Source organism: Pseudomonas sp. 3MA1 (assembly GCF_029237275.1).
GTDB lineage: Bacteria > Pseudomonadota > Gammaproteobacteria > Pseudomonadales > Pseudomonadaceae > Aquipseudomonas > Aquipseudomonas fluorescens_AP.
Genome location: NZ_JAACFX010000003.1, coordinates 82,168 through 99,216, shown reverse-complemented (window position 1 = coordinate 99,216; position 17,049 = coordinate 82,168). Strand labels below are relative to the sequence as shown.

Annotated in this window: 18 protein-coding genes, 1 tRNA gene and 5 pseudogenes; 14 read left to right on the top strand and 10 right to left on the bottom strand. The window is 58.2% G+C overall.

The window, feature by feature from the left end; translation table 11 throughout:
• Positions 1-72: 72 nt before the first annotated feature.
• Positions 73-705 (bottom strand): TetR/AcrR family transcriptional regulator, encoded by a 633-nt coding sequence (locus tag GWQ44_RS09440; protein WP_042941816.1) that lies wholly within the window; start codon positions 703-705, stop codon positions 73-75.
• A 94-nt stretch (positions 706-799) separates the two neighbouring features.
• Between GWQ44_RS09440 and GWQ44_RS09435 the strand changes: the two genes are divergently transcribed.
• Positions 800-1,408 (top strand): NAD(P)H-dependent oxidoreductase, encoded by a 609-nt coding sequence (locus GWQ44_RS09435; protein ID WP_016966868.1) that lies wholly within the window; start codon positions 800-802, stop codon positions 1,406-1,408.
• Between the two features lie 642 nt (positions 1,409-2,050).
• On the opposite strand, the pseudogene GWQ44_RS09430 reads toward GWQ44_RS09435, so the two are convergent.
• Positions 2,051-2,173, bottom strand: a pseudogene (locus GWQ44_RS09430) (ATP-binding protein); the annotation flags it as partial.
• 368 nt (positions 2,174-2,541) lie between these two features.
• On the opposite strand from GWQ44_RS09430, the gene GWQ44_RS09425 reads away from it, so the two are divergent.
• Positions 2,542-2,805: a DUF1652 domain-containing protein gene (locus GWQ44_RS09425; protein ID WP_016966866.1), complete on the top strand. Its 264-nt coding sequence runs from the start codon at positions 2,542-2,544 to the stop codon at positions 2,803-2,805.
• 247 nt (positions 2,806-3,052) lie between these two features.
• Complete coding sequence (locus GWQ44_RS09420; RefSeq protein WP_016966865.1) at positions 3,053-3,271, top strand: hypothetical protein; 219 nt, start codon at positions 3,053-3,055, stop codon at positions 3,269-3,271.
• Between the two features lie 30 nt (positions 3,272-3,301).
• Here GWQ44_RS09420 and GWQ44_RS09415 read toward each other — a convergent pair whose 3' ends face one another.
• Entirely contained in the window at positions 3,302-3,490 is a 189-nt protein-coding gene (locus GWQ44_RS09415; RefSeq protein WP_128573243.1) for a hypothetical protein, read from the bottom strand.
• Between the two features lie 145 nt (positions 3,491-3,635).
• Between GWQ44_RS09415 and GWQ44_RS09410 the strand changes: the two genes are divergently transcribed.
• Positions 3,636-3,722 (top strand) — tRNA-Leu (locus tag GWQ44_RS09410).
• Between the two features lie 80 nt (positions 3,723-3,802).
• Here GWQ44_RS09410 and GWQ44_RS09405 read toward each other — a convergent pair.
• A pseudogene (locus tag GWQ44_RS09405) lies at positions 3,803-4,171 on the bottom strand (tyrosine-type recombinase/integrase); the annotation flags it as partial.
• Between the two features lie 133 nt (positions 4,172-4,304).
• Here GWQ44_RS09405 and GWQ44_RS09400 point away from each other — a divergent pair.
• The 8 genes and pseudogenes from GWQ44_RS09400 to GWQ44_RS09365 all read left to right on the top strand — a co-directional run.
• Entirely contained in the window at positions 4,305-4,553 is a 249-nt protein-coding gene (locus tag GWQ44_RS09400; protein ID WP_275927124.1) for a DUF1799 domain-containing protein, read from the top strand.
• Positions 4,554-4,712: 159 nt separating this feature from the next.
• Complete coding sequence (locus GWQ44_RS09395; protein ID WP_181957013.1) at positions 4,713-5,243, top strand: UDP-N-acetylglucosamine acyltransferase; 531 nt, start codon at positions 4,713-4,715, stop codon at positions 5,241-5,243.
• A gap of 205 nt (positions 5,244-5,448) precedes the next feature.
• Positions 5,449-5,780: pseudogene (locus tag GWQ44_RS09390) on the top strand (phage holin family protein).
• A 329-nt stretch (positions 5,781-6,109) separates the two neighbouring features.
• Positions 6,110-6,526: pseudogene (locus GWQ44_RS09385) on the top strand (RHS repeat-associated core domain-containing protein); the annotation flags it as partial.
• 361 nt (positions 6,527-6,887) lie between these two features.
• Entirely contained in the window at positions 6,888-7,244 is a 357-nt protein-coding gene (locus GWQ44_RS09380; protein WP_275927123.1) for a hypothetical protein, read from the top strand.
• A gap of 9 nt (positions 7,245-7,253) precedes the next feature.
• Positions 7,254-7,487 (top strand): hypothetical protein, encoded by a 234-nt coding sequence (locus GWQ44_RS09375; protein ID WP_275927474.1) that lies wholly within the window; start codon positions 7,254-7,256, stop codon positions 7,485-7,487.
• 869 nt (positions 7,488-8,356) lie between these two features.
• A complete protein-coding gene (locus tag GWQ44_RS09370) occupies positions 8,357-8,605 on the top strand; it encodes a hypothetical protein (RefSeq protein WP_275927122.1) in 249 nt (82 codons plus the stop codon).
• Between the two features lie 880 nt (positions 8,606-9,485).
• A pseudogene (locus tag GWQ44_RS09365) lies at positions 9,486-9,782 on the top strand (phage head morphogenesis protein); the annotation flags it as partial.
• A gap of 13 nt (positions 9,783-9,795) precedes the next feature.
• Here GWQ44_RS09365 and GWQ44_RS09360 read toward each other — a convergent pair.
• Positions 9,796-10,263 (bottom strand): hypothetical protein, encoded by a 468-nt coding sequence (locus tag GWQ44_RS09360; RefSeq protein ID WP_042941814.1) that lies wholly within the window; start codon positions 10,261-10,263, stop codon positions 9,796-9,798.
• A gap of 108 nt (positions 10,264-10,371) precedes the next feature.
• Between GWQ44_RS09360 and GWQ44_RS09355 the strand changes: the two genes are divergently transcribed.
• Together GWQ44_RS09355 and GWQ44_RS09350 are read left to right on the top strand one after the other, a co-directional pair.
• A complete protein-coding gene (locus GWQ44_RS09355; RefSeq protein WP_275927473.1) occupies positions 10,372-10,500 on the top strand; it encodes a hypothetical protein in 129 nt (42 codons plus the stop codon).
• Between the two features lie 72 nt (positions 10,501-10,572).
• A complete protein-coding gene (locus GWQ44_RS09350) occupies positions 10,573-10,713 on the top strand; it encodes a hypothetical protein (RefSeq protein WP_345894540.1) in 141 nt (46 codons plus the stop codon).
• Positions 10,714-10,973: 260 nt separating this feature from the next.
• On the opposite strand, the gene GWQ44_RS09345 is transcribed toward GWQ44_RS09350, so the two are convergent.
• The 5 genes from GWQ44_RS09345 to GWQ44_RS09325 all read right to left on the bottom strand — a co-directional run bounded on the left by GWQ44_RS09345 (position 10,974) and on the right by GWQ44_RS09325 (position 16,985).
• A complete protein-coding gene (locus GWQ44_RS09345; RefSeq protein WP_275927121.1) occupies positions 10,974-11,318 on the bottom strand; it encodes a hypothetical protein in 345 nt (114 codons plus the stop codon).
• A gap of 564 nt (positions 11,319-11,882) precedes the next feature.
• Positions 11,883-12,905, bottom strand: coding sequence for an XdhC family protein (locus tag GWQ44_RS09340; RefSeq protein ID WP_275927120.1), 1,023 nt, complete (start codon positions 12,903-12,905; stop codon positions 11,883-11,885).
• A gap of 11 nt (positions 12,906-12,916) precedes the next feature.
• Entirely contained in the window at positions 12,917-14,269 is a 1,353-nt protein-coding gene (locus GWQ44_RS09335; RefSeq protein ID WP_275927119.1) for a cytochrome c, read from the bottom strand.
• Between the two features lie 17 nt (positions 14,270-14,286).
• Positions 14,287-16,530 carry a molybdopterin cofactor-binding domain-containing protein gene (locus GWQ44_RS09330; protein ID WP_275927118.1) on the bottom strand — a complete coding sequence of 748 codons (2,244 nt, stop codon included), beginning with the start codon at positions 16,528-16,530 and terminating at the stop codon, positions 14,287-14,289.
• Complete coding sequence (locus tag GWQ44_RS09325) at positions 16,527-16,985, bottom strand: (2Fe-2S)-binding protein (protein ID WP_016967300.1); 459 nt, start codon at positions 16,983-16,985, stop codon at positions 16,527-16,529. Before GWQ44_RS09325 ends, GWQ44_RS09330 begins: the two co-directional genes overlap by 4 nt.
• Positions 16,986-17,049 lie beyond the last annotated feature (64 nt).

Genomic DNA, 17,049 nt, shown 5'->3' with positions numbered 1-17,049 from the left:
CCTCTTGGTGGGACCGCCGGGAGGGCCAGGGTTGGTAGCAGTTTACGCCTTGCTGCCTGGGCGATGACGCTCTTAGTTCGCAGTGGCGGCGCGGCTGCGCGCTCTTTCAACCATGGCGACGATGGTGATGCGCAGTTCTTCCTGGGCTTGTTCAGGGCTGATTTCCCCCAGAGCCGCCGCGTGGGAGAGCGCTTCGGCGGCACCGAGCATCGCCCGTAAGCCGGCCGTGGTCAGCACCGCGCCGGCAGCGAAGGGCTCCAGGTTGGCGCGGCATTTTTCCAGGAATAGCCGCTGGTAGTCGCGCTTGATGTTCTCAAGCTCCGGTGAGCTGGCCAGGGCCGCGATGACCCCCGGGATTTCCCGGCCCTGCAGCAGCACGCACTCCACATAAGAGCTGGCAATGACCGCGGAACGGGCGGCCAGGGTTGGTTCACAGGCTTGCAGGGCCCGATCCATCAGCGCGGTCTGGCGCTGGTCGAAATCCTCATAGAGCGTCGCCAGCAGCACGGCCCGAGTGGCGAAATGGTCGTAGACCACCGGCTTGGTGACCTCGGCCTGTTCCGCCAGGTGGCCCAAGGTCAGGGCTTCGGTGCCATGCTCGCGGACAATCTGCCAGGCCACGGCGATCAACTGTTGCAGGCGCTGTTCCCGGGACAGGCGACGCCGCGGCACGGCAGCAGGGGCGGATTTCTGACGGCTTGACATGCGTATATACCAAAGGTAACTTAAAAATCGTAACTTACTAAAAGTATATAGATGCCGGTTCATCCGGCGCAATCCATCCTTTGGAGTACTCGTCATGCACGCTCTCATCGTTGTCGCTCATCACGACCGCAAATCCCTGACCCACAGTCTCGCGCGGCAGATTGCCGAGGGGCTGGGGCGCTCTTGCGAACACTCCTGCGAGATCGCCGACCTGTGGGCTGAGGGATTTGACCCGCGTTTCGCCGCCGCCGATATCGCGGTGCATCGCACCCAGGCGCCACCTCCCGCGGATGTGCTGGCCGAACAGGCGCGTATCGAGCGTGCCGACGCCCTGGTGCTGGTCTATCCAGTGTACTGGTGGTCCATGCCGGCGTTGCTCAAGGGTTGGATCGATCGGGTTTTCGCCAATGGCTGGGCCTTCGACTTTCGAGCGGACGCCAAGCTGGTGAAAAAACTCGGGCAGTTGCAGGTGCACCTGTTGGGCGTGGCTGGAGCCGATGCCGGTACCTATGAACGGCATGGTTATCGGCAAGCGATGCAGACCCAGATCGATCACGGCATCTTTGATTACTGCGGAGCCCGAGTGCTGAGTTCGCAATTGCTCTTTGATTCTGAGGGTGGCGAGGTGGCCCCGGCTCTGGAACAGGCGCATGCGCTCGGACAGACATTGTTCAGCGTCAGCCAGGAAAGCGAGTCGGCGTGAGGGCGATAAGGCTGCGGCGGGGGAGGGACGGTGCAGGGGGCGTGGTCAATGGGATTGGCGTCTTTCAGCCCCAGCAGCACCAGGCAAAGGTGGTCAGGCAGAGCACCAGGGGCAGGGCGTCGAGAAATTCATTCATACCAGCGCACACCATTGAGAAAGGTGCCGGCAATTTATGATGGGCAGGCACGTCTGTCTGTTGCGATTCTGTGAATTTTCAGCGCACTTTTGTTTAAGCCTGATGAGGCTTGCGCGCAGCCACCTCACGCTCGGAAAAACGCTTGAAGAGCGCGCCTTCAAAAAATCAAAGACTCAAAAAAAGTGTGGATATTTAATGGCTTAGGTGATTATATTTACGTTTTTTTCTCAAAATATCTTGTTACAGGATGTACTGTTCCGTTACTATAGCTCCGCGTTCACCTACCACGGTTTATGCATTTTTAGTCCCAAGTGTCCATCAGCTACTTGGGCTTTTTTTTGCCTGAAATTTGACTTCGCCGCCCCTTGGCACTGCACATCTTCGTTACTTAGCTGATAGCCGGGCCCCTTGCGGAGCCCGTTGGTAGAACTTCAGGCGACCGGGTGAACGACGATGTGCAGTCCTTCATCCGCCTGCGGAGCCACGAAGTAGCGGCAGATCAACGCGAACTGCTCCTCGCTGATCAATACACTGCCGCCAGCCTTTGCCAGATGACTGGCCAAGGTGGACTTGCCCGAGGCGATCTTGTCGCATAACAGGTGCAGCGTGGTGGGGGACGACGGGGTCATATTGTGTCTCCTGGGGTGGCTTGCCTCAGAAGAGCGGTGATGAACCCGCCTTCGAGGCGGGTTGGTGGCGGGTTGGTGGCGGTTTGGACAGCCGCTAACCCACCTGGCTGATGCAGGTGGTAATAATCGCGGTGCGCAGTTGCCAGGGATTCAGGCTCATGGGCTGAAATCTACACAATCGAAGGCCGTAAACACAGAAAATCTTCGTGCCAATCCGTCGGTGATTGAAGGCTCGGCAGCAGGTGGCAACTGTATCGAGGAACTGTGAGGCAGTTATCGTTTTTTGTGTGTTTTTCGACACACAAGCTCAGATGCTGACCTATCCTGATCGGGAAAAGTCCACCCAATCTCACACAGGCGAGACGGCCATGCTCTCCACCAGCGAGCTTTGTCACATACTGGAGTCCGGCTTTCTCCCGCTTTCCTGCACCTGCAGCCTGACTGCCAATGGTGTCTTGACCATCAAGATCTACGACGCCGAGACGGGGCGAGTGGACCTGCTGTTGCCGGGGGTTTCCACCGCCGAACTCACCAGCGTGCGAGATATCTCCAATCTGATCGGCGAGTTGCGCACCGAACTTCGGGCCGGGCGCAGGGCCTTTGCCGGTGGCTTCACCCACCATGCCGGCTAGTGATTGCTGACAGTTGAACATGTTATTGCGAACGCATATCGTTATGCGGTTCGCCCGGTATCATATGACTCTTTACCGGTTCATGGATGGCGAGGTCATGTGTACTGGGCGAACTCCATCGGCAATCGGCGTTTTTTTCGGCGGCATTTCTCCCTTGTTTGCGACATCAGGCAGCATGCCCGGGTTTTCCTAGGTTGCTGGTCATCGCAGGCATTAGCGGATTGATTCGATATCAAGGATGACCTTCATGAACATAGGCAATACGCGCCCTGGCAATTACACCTACGCCCAACTGTCCAAAGTGTTGGAGCGCAATCGCGGCGTTGCGCAGGTCAAGGGCGCTGAAGTCCGCGATACGCCAGTGGTAACGCAAGCATTTTCCACCCAGTTGGAGCGCGAACAGACCGCAATCAAGGACGAAGCGCTCAAGCTCAAGTTATCGCTGAGTTTTTCGGCCCAGGCCTGACCCTTGATTGCCCTGCCACGCCCGGTGCGCTCATCCGCGCTGCCCGACGCCCGCTTCAAATGCGCTGTCGCTTGATAATAAGTCGTTAAAAATCATTTGGTTAGCCGTGGATGCCATGTTAGTCTTGCCGCCGCCGACGCAGGTGCCGAGATGCATGGTGGTCTTCTTGTCGGCAAATGAACGGATGCTGTAGATCCCTGATTTAGCGTGCTTTTTCACTGGGTTTTAGTGAGCGCAGAAGCGGTTTTTTTGCAGACTCCGTTCTTGCTTCACCTGGGCTGGATGTATATATTCCTCTCCCTGCTTCAAGCACTGGACGGGCTGATGCCTATATACAGCTCCAGTGCCGCGTGATCGCGCTACCGCCCGAATGGCGAAACTGGTAGACGCATGGGACTTAAAATCCCCCGCTCGTAAGGGCGTGCCGGTTCGATTCCGGCTTCGGGCACCATATATATCAAGGGGTTAGGCTTCTTTCATTGCTCCTTAGACAGAAAGCAAATTGCCGCAATCCTACAATGTTGCCGCAATCTACTTTGTTGGCGAGACCTTCTTACCTATCCGATTGCGAATGTAGTGCTCGGTCATGACGACAGTTGTGTGCCCAAGCTGGTCGCGTGCCTGCAGAATATCTCCGCTAGCTTCGAACTTGTCCGTGCCTGCTTTTGCGCGCAGATCCCTCATTTGAAAATCAGCCTTTTTAACCTCGGCCGCCTCTCGAGCAAGGTCGAATCTTCTTCGTAGCATTGCCACCGTCAATGGTGTGCCATCTTCCAAAACGATCAGCCGCGTCGAGCGGAACTGGTGGGAGTCCTTCCTCGCCATTATTCGATCAAGAACAATCTTCAGTTCGCCAGTGATTTCAATGCGGCGTTTTGCCTTGGTCTTTCCTTGCTGAACAGCTACCCAGCGCGGTATTGGCTGCATATTCCGAGGTGTTCAATCAGGCCCGCCTGGGAAACTCCTAAGCGCCGCGCGCGCACTCTACGAGCAAGGGCCTTCGGCTGAAGAACTGAAGACCTTTGGCTTTCGGGTGGGTGATCTCACGGGCGATTGTGAGGTCTGGCCAGACAACTGGCCGGCCTTCACCGTTTTCGAAGCGATGAGCACCCAGTGGCGGGTCGGCGCGTGCGGCGCTACCGGTTTGGACTACGGCGTCCTGCCGAGCGTCATCCGAATGTGTGGCGTGCCGGCTGGCTCCAGGCAAAGCATTTTCAGTGACGTCCGGCAGATGGAGGCTGAGGCCCTGGCCGTAATGGCTGAACAGAGAGGCAGTGGTTGAAGCGCTTGGTCCTCAGTGTTGAAGGAGGTTCGGTGTTCCTGTGGCTCCAACCGTATCAGCCAATCGCATCTCCATCTGCGCAATACCTCGTCTGGGAGGGGGTTTAGTACTTCCCACATGCGATGTTAGAGTCTCGCCAAATCACGATGAGGGATCAGCATGAGAGTTTTGATTGGAGCTCTGGCCATAGCTTTTTTGGCAGGTTGCGCGTCACCGCCGCCGCTGAATTTTTCCGTTCAGGGGCTCGAGCCTTCCACCCGGAAAATTGATGCGGACTTAAAGTCTATATCTGTCTCGTTTGCGGGGCCGTCGGAAACGCGTGGAGAAATACCGTCAAGTGGAGAGGGTGTTCCTGGGCTGTGGGAGAGTTCGCTGAGAGAGGGAGTCAACCGAATCGCGGTCTTTGATGATGATTCGGCGAGGAAGGTGAATGTTTTTGTGAAGATCACGGAATTGGATATTCCTGGTGGCGGTGCGTCTATGACCACCAAGGCGAGTGCCATCTATCAAATCGTGAACAGAAAAACAGGAAAGGTCATTTATGAAAGGGAGGTCTCAAATATTGGCACTGTGTCTGGTACCTATGCATTCTATGGTGTGACCAGACTCAAAGAGTCCATAAATAGAGCTGTCCAGGAAAATATTCGCATTTTTCTTGAGGCAATTAGCACTGTTAAGTTGGATGCTTGATTTAACTATCAACGAGCTGCTGTCTGTGACAGCATCTATCTGAAACCCATTTTCAGCAGCTTGTAAAGAAAGTTTCTGGATGTACTTCTGTAAAAAGCCCGCCTTGAGCGGGTTTTTTATTGCCTACCGAAAAGTACCTGCTTGTGGGGCACCCACCACCTGACCCGGCCAATGCGCCGGGTCTTTTTGTTTAAGGGGCAGGGCAATGACGAACGAGCAACAGGCACTGGCAGAGATGCCGATCTGGTTGGTGATTGCGCTGTCCCTGGTTGGCGGAGTGTCTGGCGAGATGTGGCGCGTACACAAGGACGGGGCGCGAGGCTGGGCGTTGTTGCGCCGCCTCGCACTTCGCTCCGGCGCCTGCATTGTCTGCGGCGTGTCAGCGATGATGTTGCTGTTCGGTGCGGGTCTGTCGATCTGGACAGCGGGCGCCTTGGGTGCATGACCGCGATGGCCGGCGCTGATGTCGCCATCGGCTTGTACGAACGCTGGGTGGCCAAGCGGCTGGACCTGAGCGGGGCCGAGCCGAAGGTATGAGTCGGGCAGGCCGGGCAGGGCGCCGATTTTTACCGGTCCTCCCTGAGGGCAGCCCCATGCACGGGTTATCGAACTCGCGGATTCTCTCTAGCTGAAACCTTCGCAGGGATGTCCGTCTTTCCAACGGGATGGGGGCAGGGCATGGCAGTCGGATGTCGGTTCGACCGACCGGACCAGGCAGAAAACCGCCGGGGACCCTGGGGACTTTCAAAGGACACGGGGTCGGAAATCCGCGGGATCTTGTTAGTGGCTGGGTTTGAAAGTTAGTTGACCCCAGTTGACTGGTTGACCAGTTGACCGGGCTTGGAAATAGGGGGCTTCATGGCATTGTGCATTACGTCTTTGAACCGGGCACTTTTGTCCCTGTTGCACAGGCTGTACGGCATGCGCCGATCAATCTGATGGGGCAGCCGGATTACAGTGGCGAATACAACCTTGATGACGATCCAATATGGAACCACCAGGCCACGGCATTACCGTTTGATGCGTTGGCCTGGTACCAGTGCGACCACCTGGGAACACCGCAGGAACTGACGGACTCACAAGGCAACATGGCTTGGACCGCGCAGTACAAGGCGTGGGGGCAGTATCACGATCATGAGACAGGGCTGCACTACAATCGGTATCGGTACTATGGTCCGAAGATCGGTCGGTTTATTTCGCATGACCCAATCAGTTATTTTGGAGGCATAAACCTCTATCAATATGCTTCTAAACCAGTGAGCTGGATTGACCCTTTGGGACTCAATCACTTCAAACCTAAGACCTTGACGACGGGCCGTGTGTTTAGAGGTGGATCCAGTACGGCGAGCAGCATGACACCTCATCCGAACAAAGATGATGTTCGTAAAGGACGTAACGCTCCGGGTTTGTCAGCCGATATGTCAGTGGACAATATGGGGCCTGGAAAATATGTCGAACTCGATGTTGAAGCGCTTTGCTCTTGTGGTATTGATGTAATTAATGACAAAGAGAGCGGGCACGTGACTATTCGTCCATCTGACGATCCTGATGATTCAAGGCATGGGCAAATACCCGTGGAGCAGAATCCAATCACGCCCTGACTGACGGTGTGTTGAAATCAATAAGCCGCAAAGGGGTGAAGTAATGACTGAAAAACTAAAATGCGTTGATCTTCTTCAGGATTTTTTAGACAGGGTTTATGGACAGGCGTCGAGAGAGCATGACGGTGTATTAAGTAGAAACTGTGGTCATTACGATTATGCGGGTGACAAGTTTTCTGTATATGTTACGGTTTTTCCCGAGGAAGTTGAGCTTGTTTTTGAAGGTGAGCAAGTAGAGGGCGGAAGTTTTGTTGTGAGTCTGGATATATGTACTCCTGAAGGGGGAATATTGAAGGGCAAGGTGGTGTCTGCAAAAGGCGGTTGTGACGAAATCAGGAAAGCTTTGGAGCGTTCAGAGGCCTCAGTACTTGCAGAATTTTTGAGGTTTCTCAACGGATGAAGTCAATGCATGCTTGGTTCCAATAATTGGGACGGATTTATTTTTGCAATGAGTTATGAATGCAAGCTGGTGTCCGACGACACCACTGTTAGTGGTTTTTACCAAGCGCTTCACTTCGGGCATTTAATGGAAGAGTTTCCGGAGGTAGTGAAATGTCTTTACCTACCTGAAGGTGCAAAATTCATTATTGACAGAGAGGGTTACGAGGATGTCTGGATGGCTGAGCTGAATCCAGCCGAATGAGTGATTTCTCTTAACTCTCCCCGGAAAGACCATGTTTTCATGGTTTTATTTAAACATGATTTGGTCCTTGAGATTTTCCTAGAGTCCATAGGGAAGTTGTGTCCAATTAGCTGGAGTCTTTGGGGCCGAGGCCGAAGAATGATAAATGCGCAATAAACCAGGCACACACTATTTCGCTTCGAGTAGCGCGGGTCGTATACAATCACAGTTGATAATTTACATAATCTACTGAAAGCGTTTCATTTAACGGCTTCTATTGGGTGTTGGATGTTCCACCATCCTGAACCCCGATGTTCTGGCCAGGTTTTGACTTTGCTAGGTATTCATCAACGATATAAATGGTATCAAGCAAGAGACGCTCCTTATCAATGCGCATTGATCAACTTCAAGTGGTGCGATATTGAAAAAATTGAATAGCACACCACTATCGGCGGCCGATAGCTTGTCTTTAGTTGTCTCGCGTTCAACGGAAAGACACGCGCACCTATTCAGGATCTCGCTATTGTGTGAGGTTTTTTCGCTTGCGGCCCCACCGCACCCTTCGCTCTGAGCTGGGAGTGCTACTGGGGCTGATCAATTTCAAACATGCCCCACGGAGCGAGCGCATGGTGTTTCTGTTACGCCAGCTCAATAGGCTGGATACCTAGTTTACCGTAGGGTTGGTTGGCGTGTTCGCCGCGAGTTGATGGCACCGCGACGACCTGGTGGACCGAGAGGTCTGGGCCGTCTTAATCTTCTCGGATGTCGTCTGCGCCCATTACCTGACTGGACTGGTTAGCGCTTACCTGGGCCTCCCGTAAAGAGCGTATGCTTCGACAAAAATCCACCCTGGAACTACTGTGATTGAAAGTGGCAAGGGTGGCCTCATCATGTTCAATCAATATCCACATCAAAAATCTGCTCGGCGGCTGTTCTTTCTAATGGGGCTATTGATGCTGGGCGTAGCGATCGCGGTCTTTGTTAGTACTGATTGGACTGGGTTTTTATTAACTGTTGTGGTTTCGAGCATCTTTTTCATACCCGCATTCATTCTTAGCGAAAAGGCTTTTGACCGCTTTGTAAAATCGGTGGACAAGATCAGCTTCCTGGCTCCTGTCATTCGATTTTTCAGCGGCTGAGTTAGATGAGCGTTCGGTTTTTACGGGTGGAGTACAAAAGTACTCCTGGCGGGATTTCTTGCCTCGGAGCTGCTTGTCCAGCTTCATCAGCGCATCCGTGACGTTGCCAAAGCCCATGCCGCCGGCCTTCTGGCATCCGGTGCGCCATATGCTAATCGTTATCCCAGAAACAGCCATCAGCGGCACCCCAGCCGGTTACGCTCTGGATGCTCGTGGCTTCTGGGGAGTTGACGTTGTGAGGCTCGCCGGATCTGCCGCAGCCCTTTGTAAAAGGGATGAACTCATGCGTGCAGCGTTTTGCCGGCTTGCGCTTCAGGATGTCGCGCTCTACCAGCGGCGATTGCCGATCAAGCCGGCAGTCTCTGCGCAACTACCGCAGGCGCCGCAGGACTCGGCAGGCTCCGCGCTGGCGGATGGGGCGGCGCGTGCAACTTCCCCATCTTCGATAAACCATGGTTCATCTTCATGCCAAAGAATGTTGGACGTTTCGCCCGAGCAAGTGTCCCTGGCATCCATTTTGTCCGGTGCCAAGTGGTCACGATTCGCACAAAACAGCAACGCGGTGTGCTGACATGATTGCACTCCAGAGTGGCGGGTGCTGGTCCAACAAAACTCGGCTGCACTCATCTCCGCTACTGGCCGATGGTCGCGGGGGGGAGTGCAGAACGTTTGAGTAGGGGAGTGGGGTTGCTGTTGAATCCGGTGATTGTTAAAAAACCGGCCCCAATTGTCGCCAATGACTGCAATCAATGTTTTTGCTAATGATGGTTCTCTCGTTCTGGACGGAGGATCCCGCCTATGTCGTTAACGATGAAAACTGCACATTTGGGCATTTTGTTGAGCTACTGAACGACAACAGGCAGAGGTGACTGACTAAGGCGTGCCGGTTACCAGGTTCAGCAGACTGTTCGCTGAGGGTGCCACGCGAGTATCTGTCGGTGAGGATGGCCCGTAGCAGGTAAGGGCCGACCTTGGCTATTACGACTGGCTGGCGCAGCAGCCGAGCGCGTTTCAGGTTAAGGCAATAGGCCCTAGCCGCGCCAAGCTGCTGCGTGATGGTGGGTTAAGCGTCGTGCGATTTAGCGAGCTTCAGCTGGGCCGAAATTTCTCATCCCTAACCCTTGAGCAAATGAAAGCCCTTGAGCCGCTTGCCTTTGAAAAGGCAGGGCTGAGATAGCCCGCTTGGCTGGTTAGTCGACCAGTTCAATCGCGTTGACGGCGCGAGTAAATACGCCTTCGTAGCGTTGCTTGCAACGGCGAAACTTTCCAGTCGATACCAATGCATCAATCACTTCGGTCGTTGCCTGCATGGTGTTTTTGTAGCGCAGGTCATCAATGAATTCGCGACGGATGATCGGGTCCAGGGTCATGAGCTGGTTCTCCGGATAAGCCGTATAGACCTGAGCTCGTTGGTTGATAGCAAGGTGCTTGATGCCGTGCTTTTGCAAATAGTTCACCAGGTCAGGCACATGCAGATAAGCATTAAGACCTCCATAAGGAAGTTTGATCATGGTTTGATCCTCATTAACAAGTGGGTGGGTTTGAGCCGCTGGCTCTAAAGCTGACCTACCCGCTACGAGATCCCGATACACAGCGATTGGCATCACTGCAAAGATCGCTTCTCCGTTTTCACCATGAATAAATTGTACCGAGTTCATTTACCGCTCCTTTCTCTTTGTTGTGACTCCAATGTAATTACAATGTAGAGATAAATCAAGTTTTTCTTCGCGGGCGGGGGCTGCATCTACGTCTCCGGGAGACGCCCAATGCTGAAATTCCAACGGGATACCCTGGAAGGGGTAGTCGAATCCGTGCGCGCTTTTTACATCAAGAAGGATGGCAAGTGCGTCCTGGGTATTGAAGGCTTTCCTCAACCTGAAGATGTACCCGCGTGAGTGCTGCGGTTGGGTGATTCGTGAGGGGCGAAAGGAGGTTTATGTGGCTTGCCGCAACACGGCCTCGCCCAGGTGCTGGCGGTCGTGCACAGCCACTTAGACCAGCCCGCAGCGCCCAGTGAGGCAGATCACGTTTCCTGCGAGGCATTCGGGCTTACCTTGCACATCCTTGAGGTCCGCAAGGACGATGACGAAAAGGTGCGCTCAGGCTAGCTTGTGAGCTTCGCGTCCTAGGGCTACCAGGCCCTACTGATCGACCGCAAGTTCGCCCACGGCGTGCACGACTGCCTGAGCATCATCCTCGACTTCAACTGTCGCGAAATGGGCATCGGCCTAGGCCAGTACGAGCGAGAGGACGGCTGGTGGGAGAAGGGCGGGAACCTGTACTTGGCGACTCAACAAACGCGGCGTAGCGGAAGCCACTAGAAAGATGGCCGTCTTAAACAGGGAGATAACTCTTCCTTTCTGTCGCGTTATCCCTTCAACGAGTACATTTTATTCAACTGTGTCGGTGTCAGTGGAGGAAGTTTCTGCGTCCGCCGGACCCCGATCCGTTTATTTTCGGTACGCACGTCGAGCGGATAATAACTCGCGCCATACTCAAAATTGCCTTCACAGGTTTGCACAAGCCATGCGCCTAAGCGTACACCGTTGCTTCCAAAGGTGGACAGGTATTCGTCCAACCGGCTCACACAGCCGTCTTGAAAATCCGCTTTTATCAGACGCGCCCATTCCTGGGAGATTTCGTCATTAGCAGCGCCGGCAGTTGACGCCAGCATAAAGATGAGGGCAAGAGCCACTCGGCTCAGTGAGAGCATGACTGCAAGTCCTTTGCGTCTGCAGGGTGGGGGAGCCTATTTAACATCAGGTTTTCAGTAGCGCAAAGCCTGAGTCGTACGTTTGGTGGCGGTTAACCTCGCGATCCAAGTTGGATCCTTGAGCAGATAGAGGGATAACGTCACCATTTTTAATATGAGGATTGAACTTGAGACAGTTTGTCGTGGTGCTGGCGATTTTATTCATGGCTGGGTGTTTCCACGCACCACCTCCGGAGTATCGCGATCCTTGTCTTGACGCTGGCCCGGTTCAGAGTTCTGCATTCAATAACTGTGTGGCGGAACGAGATGTACGCAAAGCCAAGGCCCTGAAGAATCTTTTGGAGGGCGGTTCTGGGGATAGATACCCACTCGCCCCCATAGGAAGTGAACCTTGAATTGCCGATGATTTTTTAGGTTTATGGTCACCTGAATGGCGTGGGGTCATCCGACTTTGGTATCCGCCTAGCTCCCGCCCCCGAGCAGATCCAACTGCCAGTCGTGCTGATCAAAGAGCGAAGGACCTGAGCCCCGGACAGGGTTCGACGCAGCAGCGGGCCGCGGGTGCTAGGGCGACAAGGCTACGGATTCAATGGCGTGTTTGGCCTGGGCGATGCTGAAGGCGCTCGGCAAGCTGGCGCCGTTCTTGGCGGCAAGGATCTCGGCCATCACGCTGACGGCGATTTCCGCAGGTGTCTTGCTGCCAATGTAGATGCCGATCGGTCCGTGCAGGCGCTCGAGTGAGGCCGGGGTTTCACCAAAATGCTCGATCAGGCGTTCGCGGCGCAGTTGGCTGTTGCGTCGCGAACCGATGGCGCCGATGTAGAACGCCGGGCCGTGGAGGGCTTCGAGGAGCGCGAGATCGTCGAGCTTGGGGTCGTGGCTCAAGGCGACGATGCAGGTTCGGAGGTCGACGGCGAAGTCGCGGACCACGTCATCGGGCATGCCGATGATGCAGTCCACACCCTGTACCCCCCAGGTTTCGATGTATTGCGGACGGGGGTCGCAAACCGCGACCCTGAAGCCGTTGAACAAGGCCATGGTGGCCAGGTATTCGGCCAGTGCGCCGGCGCCGATCATGAGCAGCCGATACGCCGGCCCCAGGGTATTGAACATCTGCTGGCCGTCGAAACTGAACTGCTCGGGTGTCGCCGTGGCGGTCAGTGTCACCTCATTGCTGGCCAGAGTCAGGCCGCGGCGTATCAGGCGTCCGCTGTCGAGTGCGGCGACCAGTTCCGCCAGCGCTGGCCCCGACGGGTTGAACTCGAGAACCAGCTGCAGGGTGCCGCCGCAAGGCAAGCCGAAGCGATGGGCGTCGTCGGCGCTGACGCCATACTGCACCACCTCAGGCAGACCCTCCGTGAATCCGGCGCCGCCATGGGCGGTGCAATAGCGGTGGATCAAGTCGTCCTCGATGCAGCCGCCGGACACGCTGCCCACCACTCGCCCATCCCCGCGCAGGGCCATCATCGACCCCACCGGGCGCGGTGAAGAGCCCCAGGTGCGCGCCACCGTGACCAGCAGCACCGGCTCTGCGGCGGCGCGCCAGTCCCGCGCGGTACGCAGGACTTGCAAATCGATGCTTTCCATCCGGCTCTCCTCTAGCGCATGTGCAGGATGATCGGGCTGCTGCTGGCCGGATCGGTGCGTTGCCGCAACTGGCTCACTGCCCGGGCTTCGACGGCGCCGCCATGATTGCCCCAGGCGCCGCGTACGAAGGTCAGGACCTCGGCGATCTGCTGATCGGACAACTGTTCACGCAAGGCCGGCATGCGATAGGCGTCCGGCACCCCCGCGGCCACGACACGCTGCGCAGCGTTCAGGGTGATGTTGATCGCCGAGGCGCTGTCCTTGGCCAGGGCAGAGGTAGCCCCCGCCAGCGGCGGCATCCATTCGCCTTGTCCCTTGCCGTCCAGGCCGTGGCACGAGGCGCAATGCGTCATGTAGATGTGGGCGCCAGGCGCCTCGGGCCCGGTCGCGGTCCGCAGCTCTTGATACTGCCAGGGCGGGCCGTCGCGCCCGGGGTCCCCAGGCAGCGATTTGAGGTAACGGGCAATGGCCATCAGGTCTGGGTCGGTCATGAACTGGGTGGAATTGTTGAATGCCTCGGTCATCGAGCCGTAGACCACCGCGTGCTGGTTGCGGCCGGTCTTGAGGAACTGCACGATCTGCGCTTCGCTCCAGCGGCCCAGGCCGGTGTTGTGGTCGGCACGCAGGCTCGGCGCATACCAGCCATCGAGCAAGGCACCCGCGAGGAACGGCGCTGCCGACTCATCCAGCGCCTTCTCGTTGAACGCCAGGCCGCGGGGTGTATGACAACTGCCGCAGTGCCCGGGGCCCTGAACGAGGTAAGCGCCGCGGTTCCACACAGCATCCTGGGTCGGTTTGGCCACGTAGGGCTCGGCGTCGACGAACACAGCGTTCCACAGTGCAATCGGCCAGCGCAGGTTCAGGGGCCAGGGAATGGCTCTCGGGATGTTCGCCTGTCTGACCGGCGCCACGTCTTTCATGAAGAACGCGTACAGCGCCCGCACGTCGTCATCACTGAGCTTGGCGTAGGACGGGTAGGGCATCGCCGGGTACAAGCGGCGGGCGCCGGGGGCCACACCGTGGCGCACGGCCCGGTCGAAGTCCGCCAGGCTGTAGCGGCCGATGCCGGTGTCCGTGTCCGGCGTGATATTGGTCGCATGGATCGCGCCCAGCGGCGTGGCCATTTCCAGGCCCCCGGCGAACGGCGCGCCGCCCGGTACGCTGTGGCAAGCCACGCAATCGCTGAGCCGGGCGACGTATTCACCGCGGGCGACCAGCGCCGGGTCGATGTCGGCCAGGGTGGTCGGGGGGCTGGCAAGCGCCGAGGCGGGCTCGCGCGTGACGTACCAGGCCAGCAGGCCGGCCACGACCAGGCACGGCACGGTCAGCCAGCCAACGGTTGTTGCGAATCGACGCTTATTCATGGGCGCTCCAGCGCTGATCAGGTGAAGGTGTGGCGGCTCATGGGCAGGCTGCGGACCCGCTGTCCCGTCAGCGCCGCCACCGCGTTCACGACGGCCGGCGCCACCGCGGGCAACGGCGGCTCGCCGATACCGCCCATCTTTTCCCCGCTCTCGACCACTCGCACGTGCACCCGCGCCATCCGCGCAGGCGGCAGGATCGGATACAAGTCGTAGTTGCGAGCCCGAGGCCGGCCATCGACCCACACCGATTCCTCCACCAGTGTCTGCGACAGCCCCAGCGCCACGGCGCCGTTGACTTGGGCCTCGACAATCGCCGGGTTGACGATGCTGCCGGGGTCGATCGCCTGCCAGATGTCGTGCACCTTGACTTGCCCGTTCTCGATGGAGACTTCGGCAATCACCGCGGTCTGGGTGCCGAACGGCGACGCCATGGCCACGCCCCGCGCGCGCCGGGTGCCGTCCTCGGCGGTAAAGGGTCCGCGCTTCCAGCCTCCCGACAGATCACCCACCGCCTGCAGCAGTGTGGTCAGGCGCTGATTGTCCCGCAGCAGATGCAGGCGCAGTTCGAACGGGTCCTTGCCTCCCTTGTCGGCCAACTCGTCGAGGAAGGACTCATAGAAAAAGTCGTTGAGGGAATTACCCACCGAACGCCAGTAACCCAACATGGCCGGGCCCTTGACGTAGATCTGCGCGATCCTCTTGTGGGGAATCGCGTAGGACTTGCCCGATAAGCCTTCCAGCGCCGTGGGGTCGAGCTTTTCACCCTGGCGGCCGGCCAGGGCCTCGGTCGGCCCCTCGGTGGCGCTGATCGCTTCGATTGCCAGCGGCCAGCCGTCGTTATCCAGCGCGGCGCGGAAATTCACCGCGGCCACCGGACGCAGCACGTCACGCAGGAACTCTTCCTCCCGGCTCCAGATCAGTTTCACCGGGCGGCCAACCGCCTTGGCCAGCTCGATCGCCTGGGGATAGGGACTGGCCGCGTCGTAGAGGAAATGCCGGCCGAAGAATCCCCCCAGCAGTGGCGAATGCAAGGTGATGCGCGACGGATCCAGCCCGGTGCGCTTGGCGATGTCGGCAAGGAACATGTCCGGCGCCTGGTTCGGCAGCCAGACCTCCAGCGAACCGTCGGGGTTGAATCTGGCCAGCGCCGAAGGCGGTTCCAGCTGCCCGTGGTTCAGGTACTGGTTGTGGTACGTGGCGTCGATCCGGGTCTTGGCGCTGGCCAGAATCGACGCCGCGTCGCCCAGGTTTTCGTCGTCCCTGGCCGGGCCCTTTTCCTTGGCAAGGCGCTGGATCCAGCCGTCGCTGGAAAAGTCTTTGGGCATCGGCCGCACCTTGCTGTCGGGCGCCGGCTCCAGCCAGTCGACCTGAATCGCCTCCACCGCGCGTTTGGCGTGCCACCAGCGTTCGGCGACCACCGCCACGGCGCCCGGCAGACGATGCACCGAGTGCACGCCTTTCATCGCCTTGACCTGCTCTTCGTTGCGCAAACCGCCCACGGTCATGCCCAGGCGGGGCGCATGCTGAACAGCGGCATGCAGCATGCCCTCGACCTGTAGGTCGATGCTGTAGAGCGCCTTGCCCGTGGACTTGTCATAGGCATCGACGCGCTTGACCGGCTTGCCGATCCAGCGGAACCGGCTCGGGTCGCGCAGTGGCACCGAGGCCGGATCGGGAACCGGCAGGTCCATCGCCCGCTCGGCCAGCTCACCGTAGGTCAAGGCGCGGCCCGACGCGGCATGCAGCACCTTGCCAGGCTCGGTGCTCAACTCGCTCACCGCCACCCCCAGCTGCAATGCGCCCGCCTGCAGCAGCATGGCGCGGGCCAGGGCGCCGAGGCGGCGCATCACCGGGTAGCTCATGCGCACCGACATGCTGCCGCCGGTGATGCGCATGCCGTTGTCCATGACCACATAGGCCTCGCCGGGTGGCGCGGCCTCCACCAGGAAGCTCGCCGGGTCGGCGTCCAGTTCTTCACCGACGATCTGCGCCATCGCGGTGAAGGTGCCCTGACCCCCTTCCATGAACGGGCACAGCAGGCGCACGCGGTTGTCCGGGCGGATTTCCAGGAACGCCGGGACCTGGGTGCCGCGCGCGGCAGGCGTCGCCGCTTGCACCCGGGGCGAACCCAGCGGCAGGCCGAAGCCCAGCACCAGCGCGCCGACGGCGGTGCCGGTCAAAAAGCGCCGGCGCGACACATTGACCGGATCGTGCAGGGCCAGCGCCGAGGCCTCCAGGGCAGGATCGATAGTGGGCTTCATGACAGGTTCCTCTTGCCGGCCAGCTCATGCAGGGCGGCATGAATGGCGTTGTAAGTCCCGCAGCGGCACAGATTGACCATCGCCGCCCGGATCTGCGCGTCGCTCGGCTCGGGGTTCTGTTTGAGCAGCGCTGTGGCCGCCATCACCTGTCCGGACTGGCAGTAGCCGCACTGGGCGACCTGCAGATCGACCCAGGTGGCAACGACCCGCTTGCCCACCTCATCGGCTTCGATGGCCTCGATGGTGGTGACCTCCCGGCCGACCACCCCGGCCACCGGCGTCACGCACGAACGCACCACATTGCCGTCCACCAGCACGGAACAGGCGCCGCATTGCGCCAGCCCGCAGCCGTACTTGGTGCCGGTCATGCCCAGCTCATCGCGGATCACCCACAGCAAGGGCGTATCGGCGTCGGCATCGACCTGATAGGTCTTCTGGTTGATTCTCAGTTCCATGGCTCACCCGCTGGATCATCGGTTGAAGGGCATTGTCATAAGGGCTGACACGCAGCAAGGCGCA

Coding starts and splice junctions, on each gene's coding strand:
- GWQ44_RS09325 (WP_016967300.1), bottom strand. CDS start 16,985: ATGGAACTGAGAATCAACCAGAAGACCTATCAGGTCGATGCCGACGCC.
- GWQ44_RS09340 (WP_275927120.1), bottom strand. CDS start 12,905: ATGGAAAGCATCGATTTGCAAGTCCTGCGTACCGCGCGGGACTGGCGC.
- GWQ44_RS09395 (WP_181957013.1), top strand. CDS start 4,713: ATGAGAGTTTTGATTGGAGCTCTGGCCATAGCTTTTTTGGCAGGTTGC.
- GWQ44_RS09380 (WP_275927123.1), top strand. CDS start 6,888: ATGACTGAAAAACTAAAATGCGTTGATCTTCTTCAGGATTTTTTAGAC.
- GWQ44_RS09375 (WP_275927474.1), top strand. CDS start 7,254: ATGCTTGGTTCCAATAATTGGGACGGATTTATTTTTGCAATGAGTTAT.
- GWQ44_RS09335 (WP_275927119.1), bottom strand. CDS start 14,269: ATGAATAAGCGTCGATTCGCAACAACCGTTGGCTGGCTGACCGTGCCG.
- GWQ44_RS09435 (WP_016966868.1), top strand. CDS start 800: ATGCACGCTCTCATCGTTGTCGCTCATCACGACCGCAAATCCCTGACC.
- GWQ44_RS09370 (WP_275927122.1), top strand. CDS start 8,357: ATGTTCAATCAATATCCACATCAAAAATCTGCTCGGCGGCTGTTCTTT.
- GWQ44_RS09355 (WP_275927473.1), top strand. CDS start 10,372: ATGCTGAAATTCCAACGGGATACCCTGGAAGGGGTAGTCGAATCCGTG.
- GWQ44_RS09360 (WP_042941814.1), bottom strand. CDS start 10,263: ATGAACTCGGTACAATTTATTCATGGTGAAAACGGAGAAGCGATCTTT.
- GWQ44_RS09425 (WP_016966866.1), top strand. CDS start 2,542: ATGCTCTCCACCAGCGAGCTTTGTCACATACTGGAGTCCGGCTTTCTC.
- GWQ44_RS09420 (WP_016966865.1), top strand. CDS start 3,053: ATGAACATAGGCAATACGCGCCCTGGCAATTACACCTACGCCCAACTG.
- GWQ44_RS09330 (WP_275927118.1), bottom strand. CDS start 16,530: ATGAAGCCCACTATCGATCCTGCCCTGGAGGCCTCGGCGCTGGCCCTG.
- GWQ44_RS09440 (WP_042941816.1), bottom strand. CDS start 705: ATGTCAAGCCGTCAGAAATCCGCCCCTGCTGCCGTGCCGCGGCGTCGC.
- GWQ44_RS09345 (WP_275927121.1), bottom strand. CDS start 11,318: ATGCTCTCACTGAGCCGAGTGGCTCTTGCCCTCATCTTTATGCTGGCG.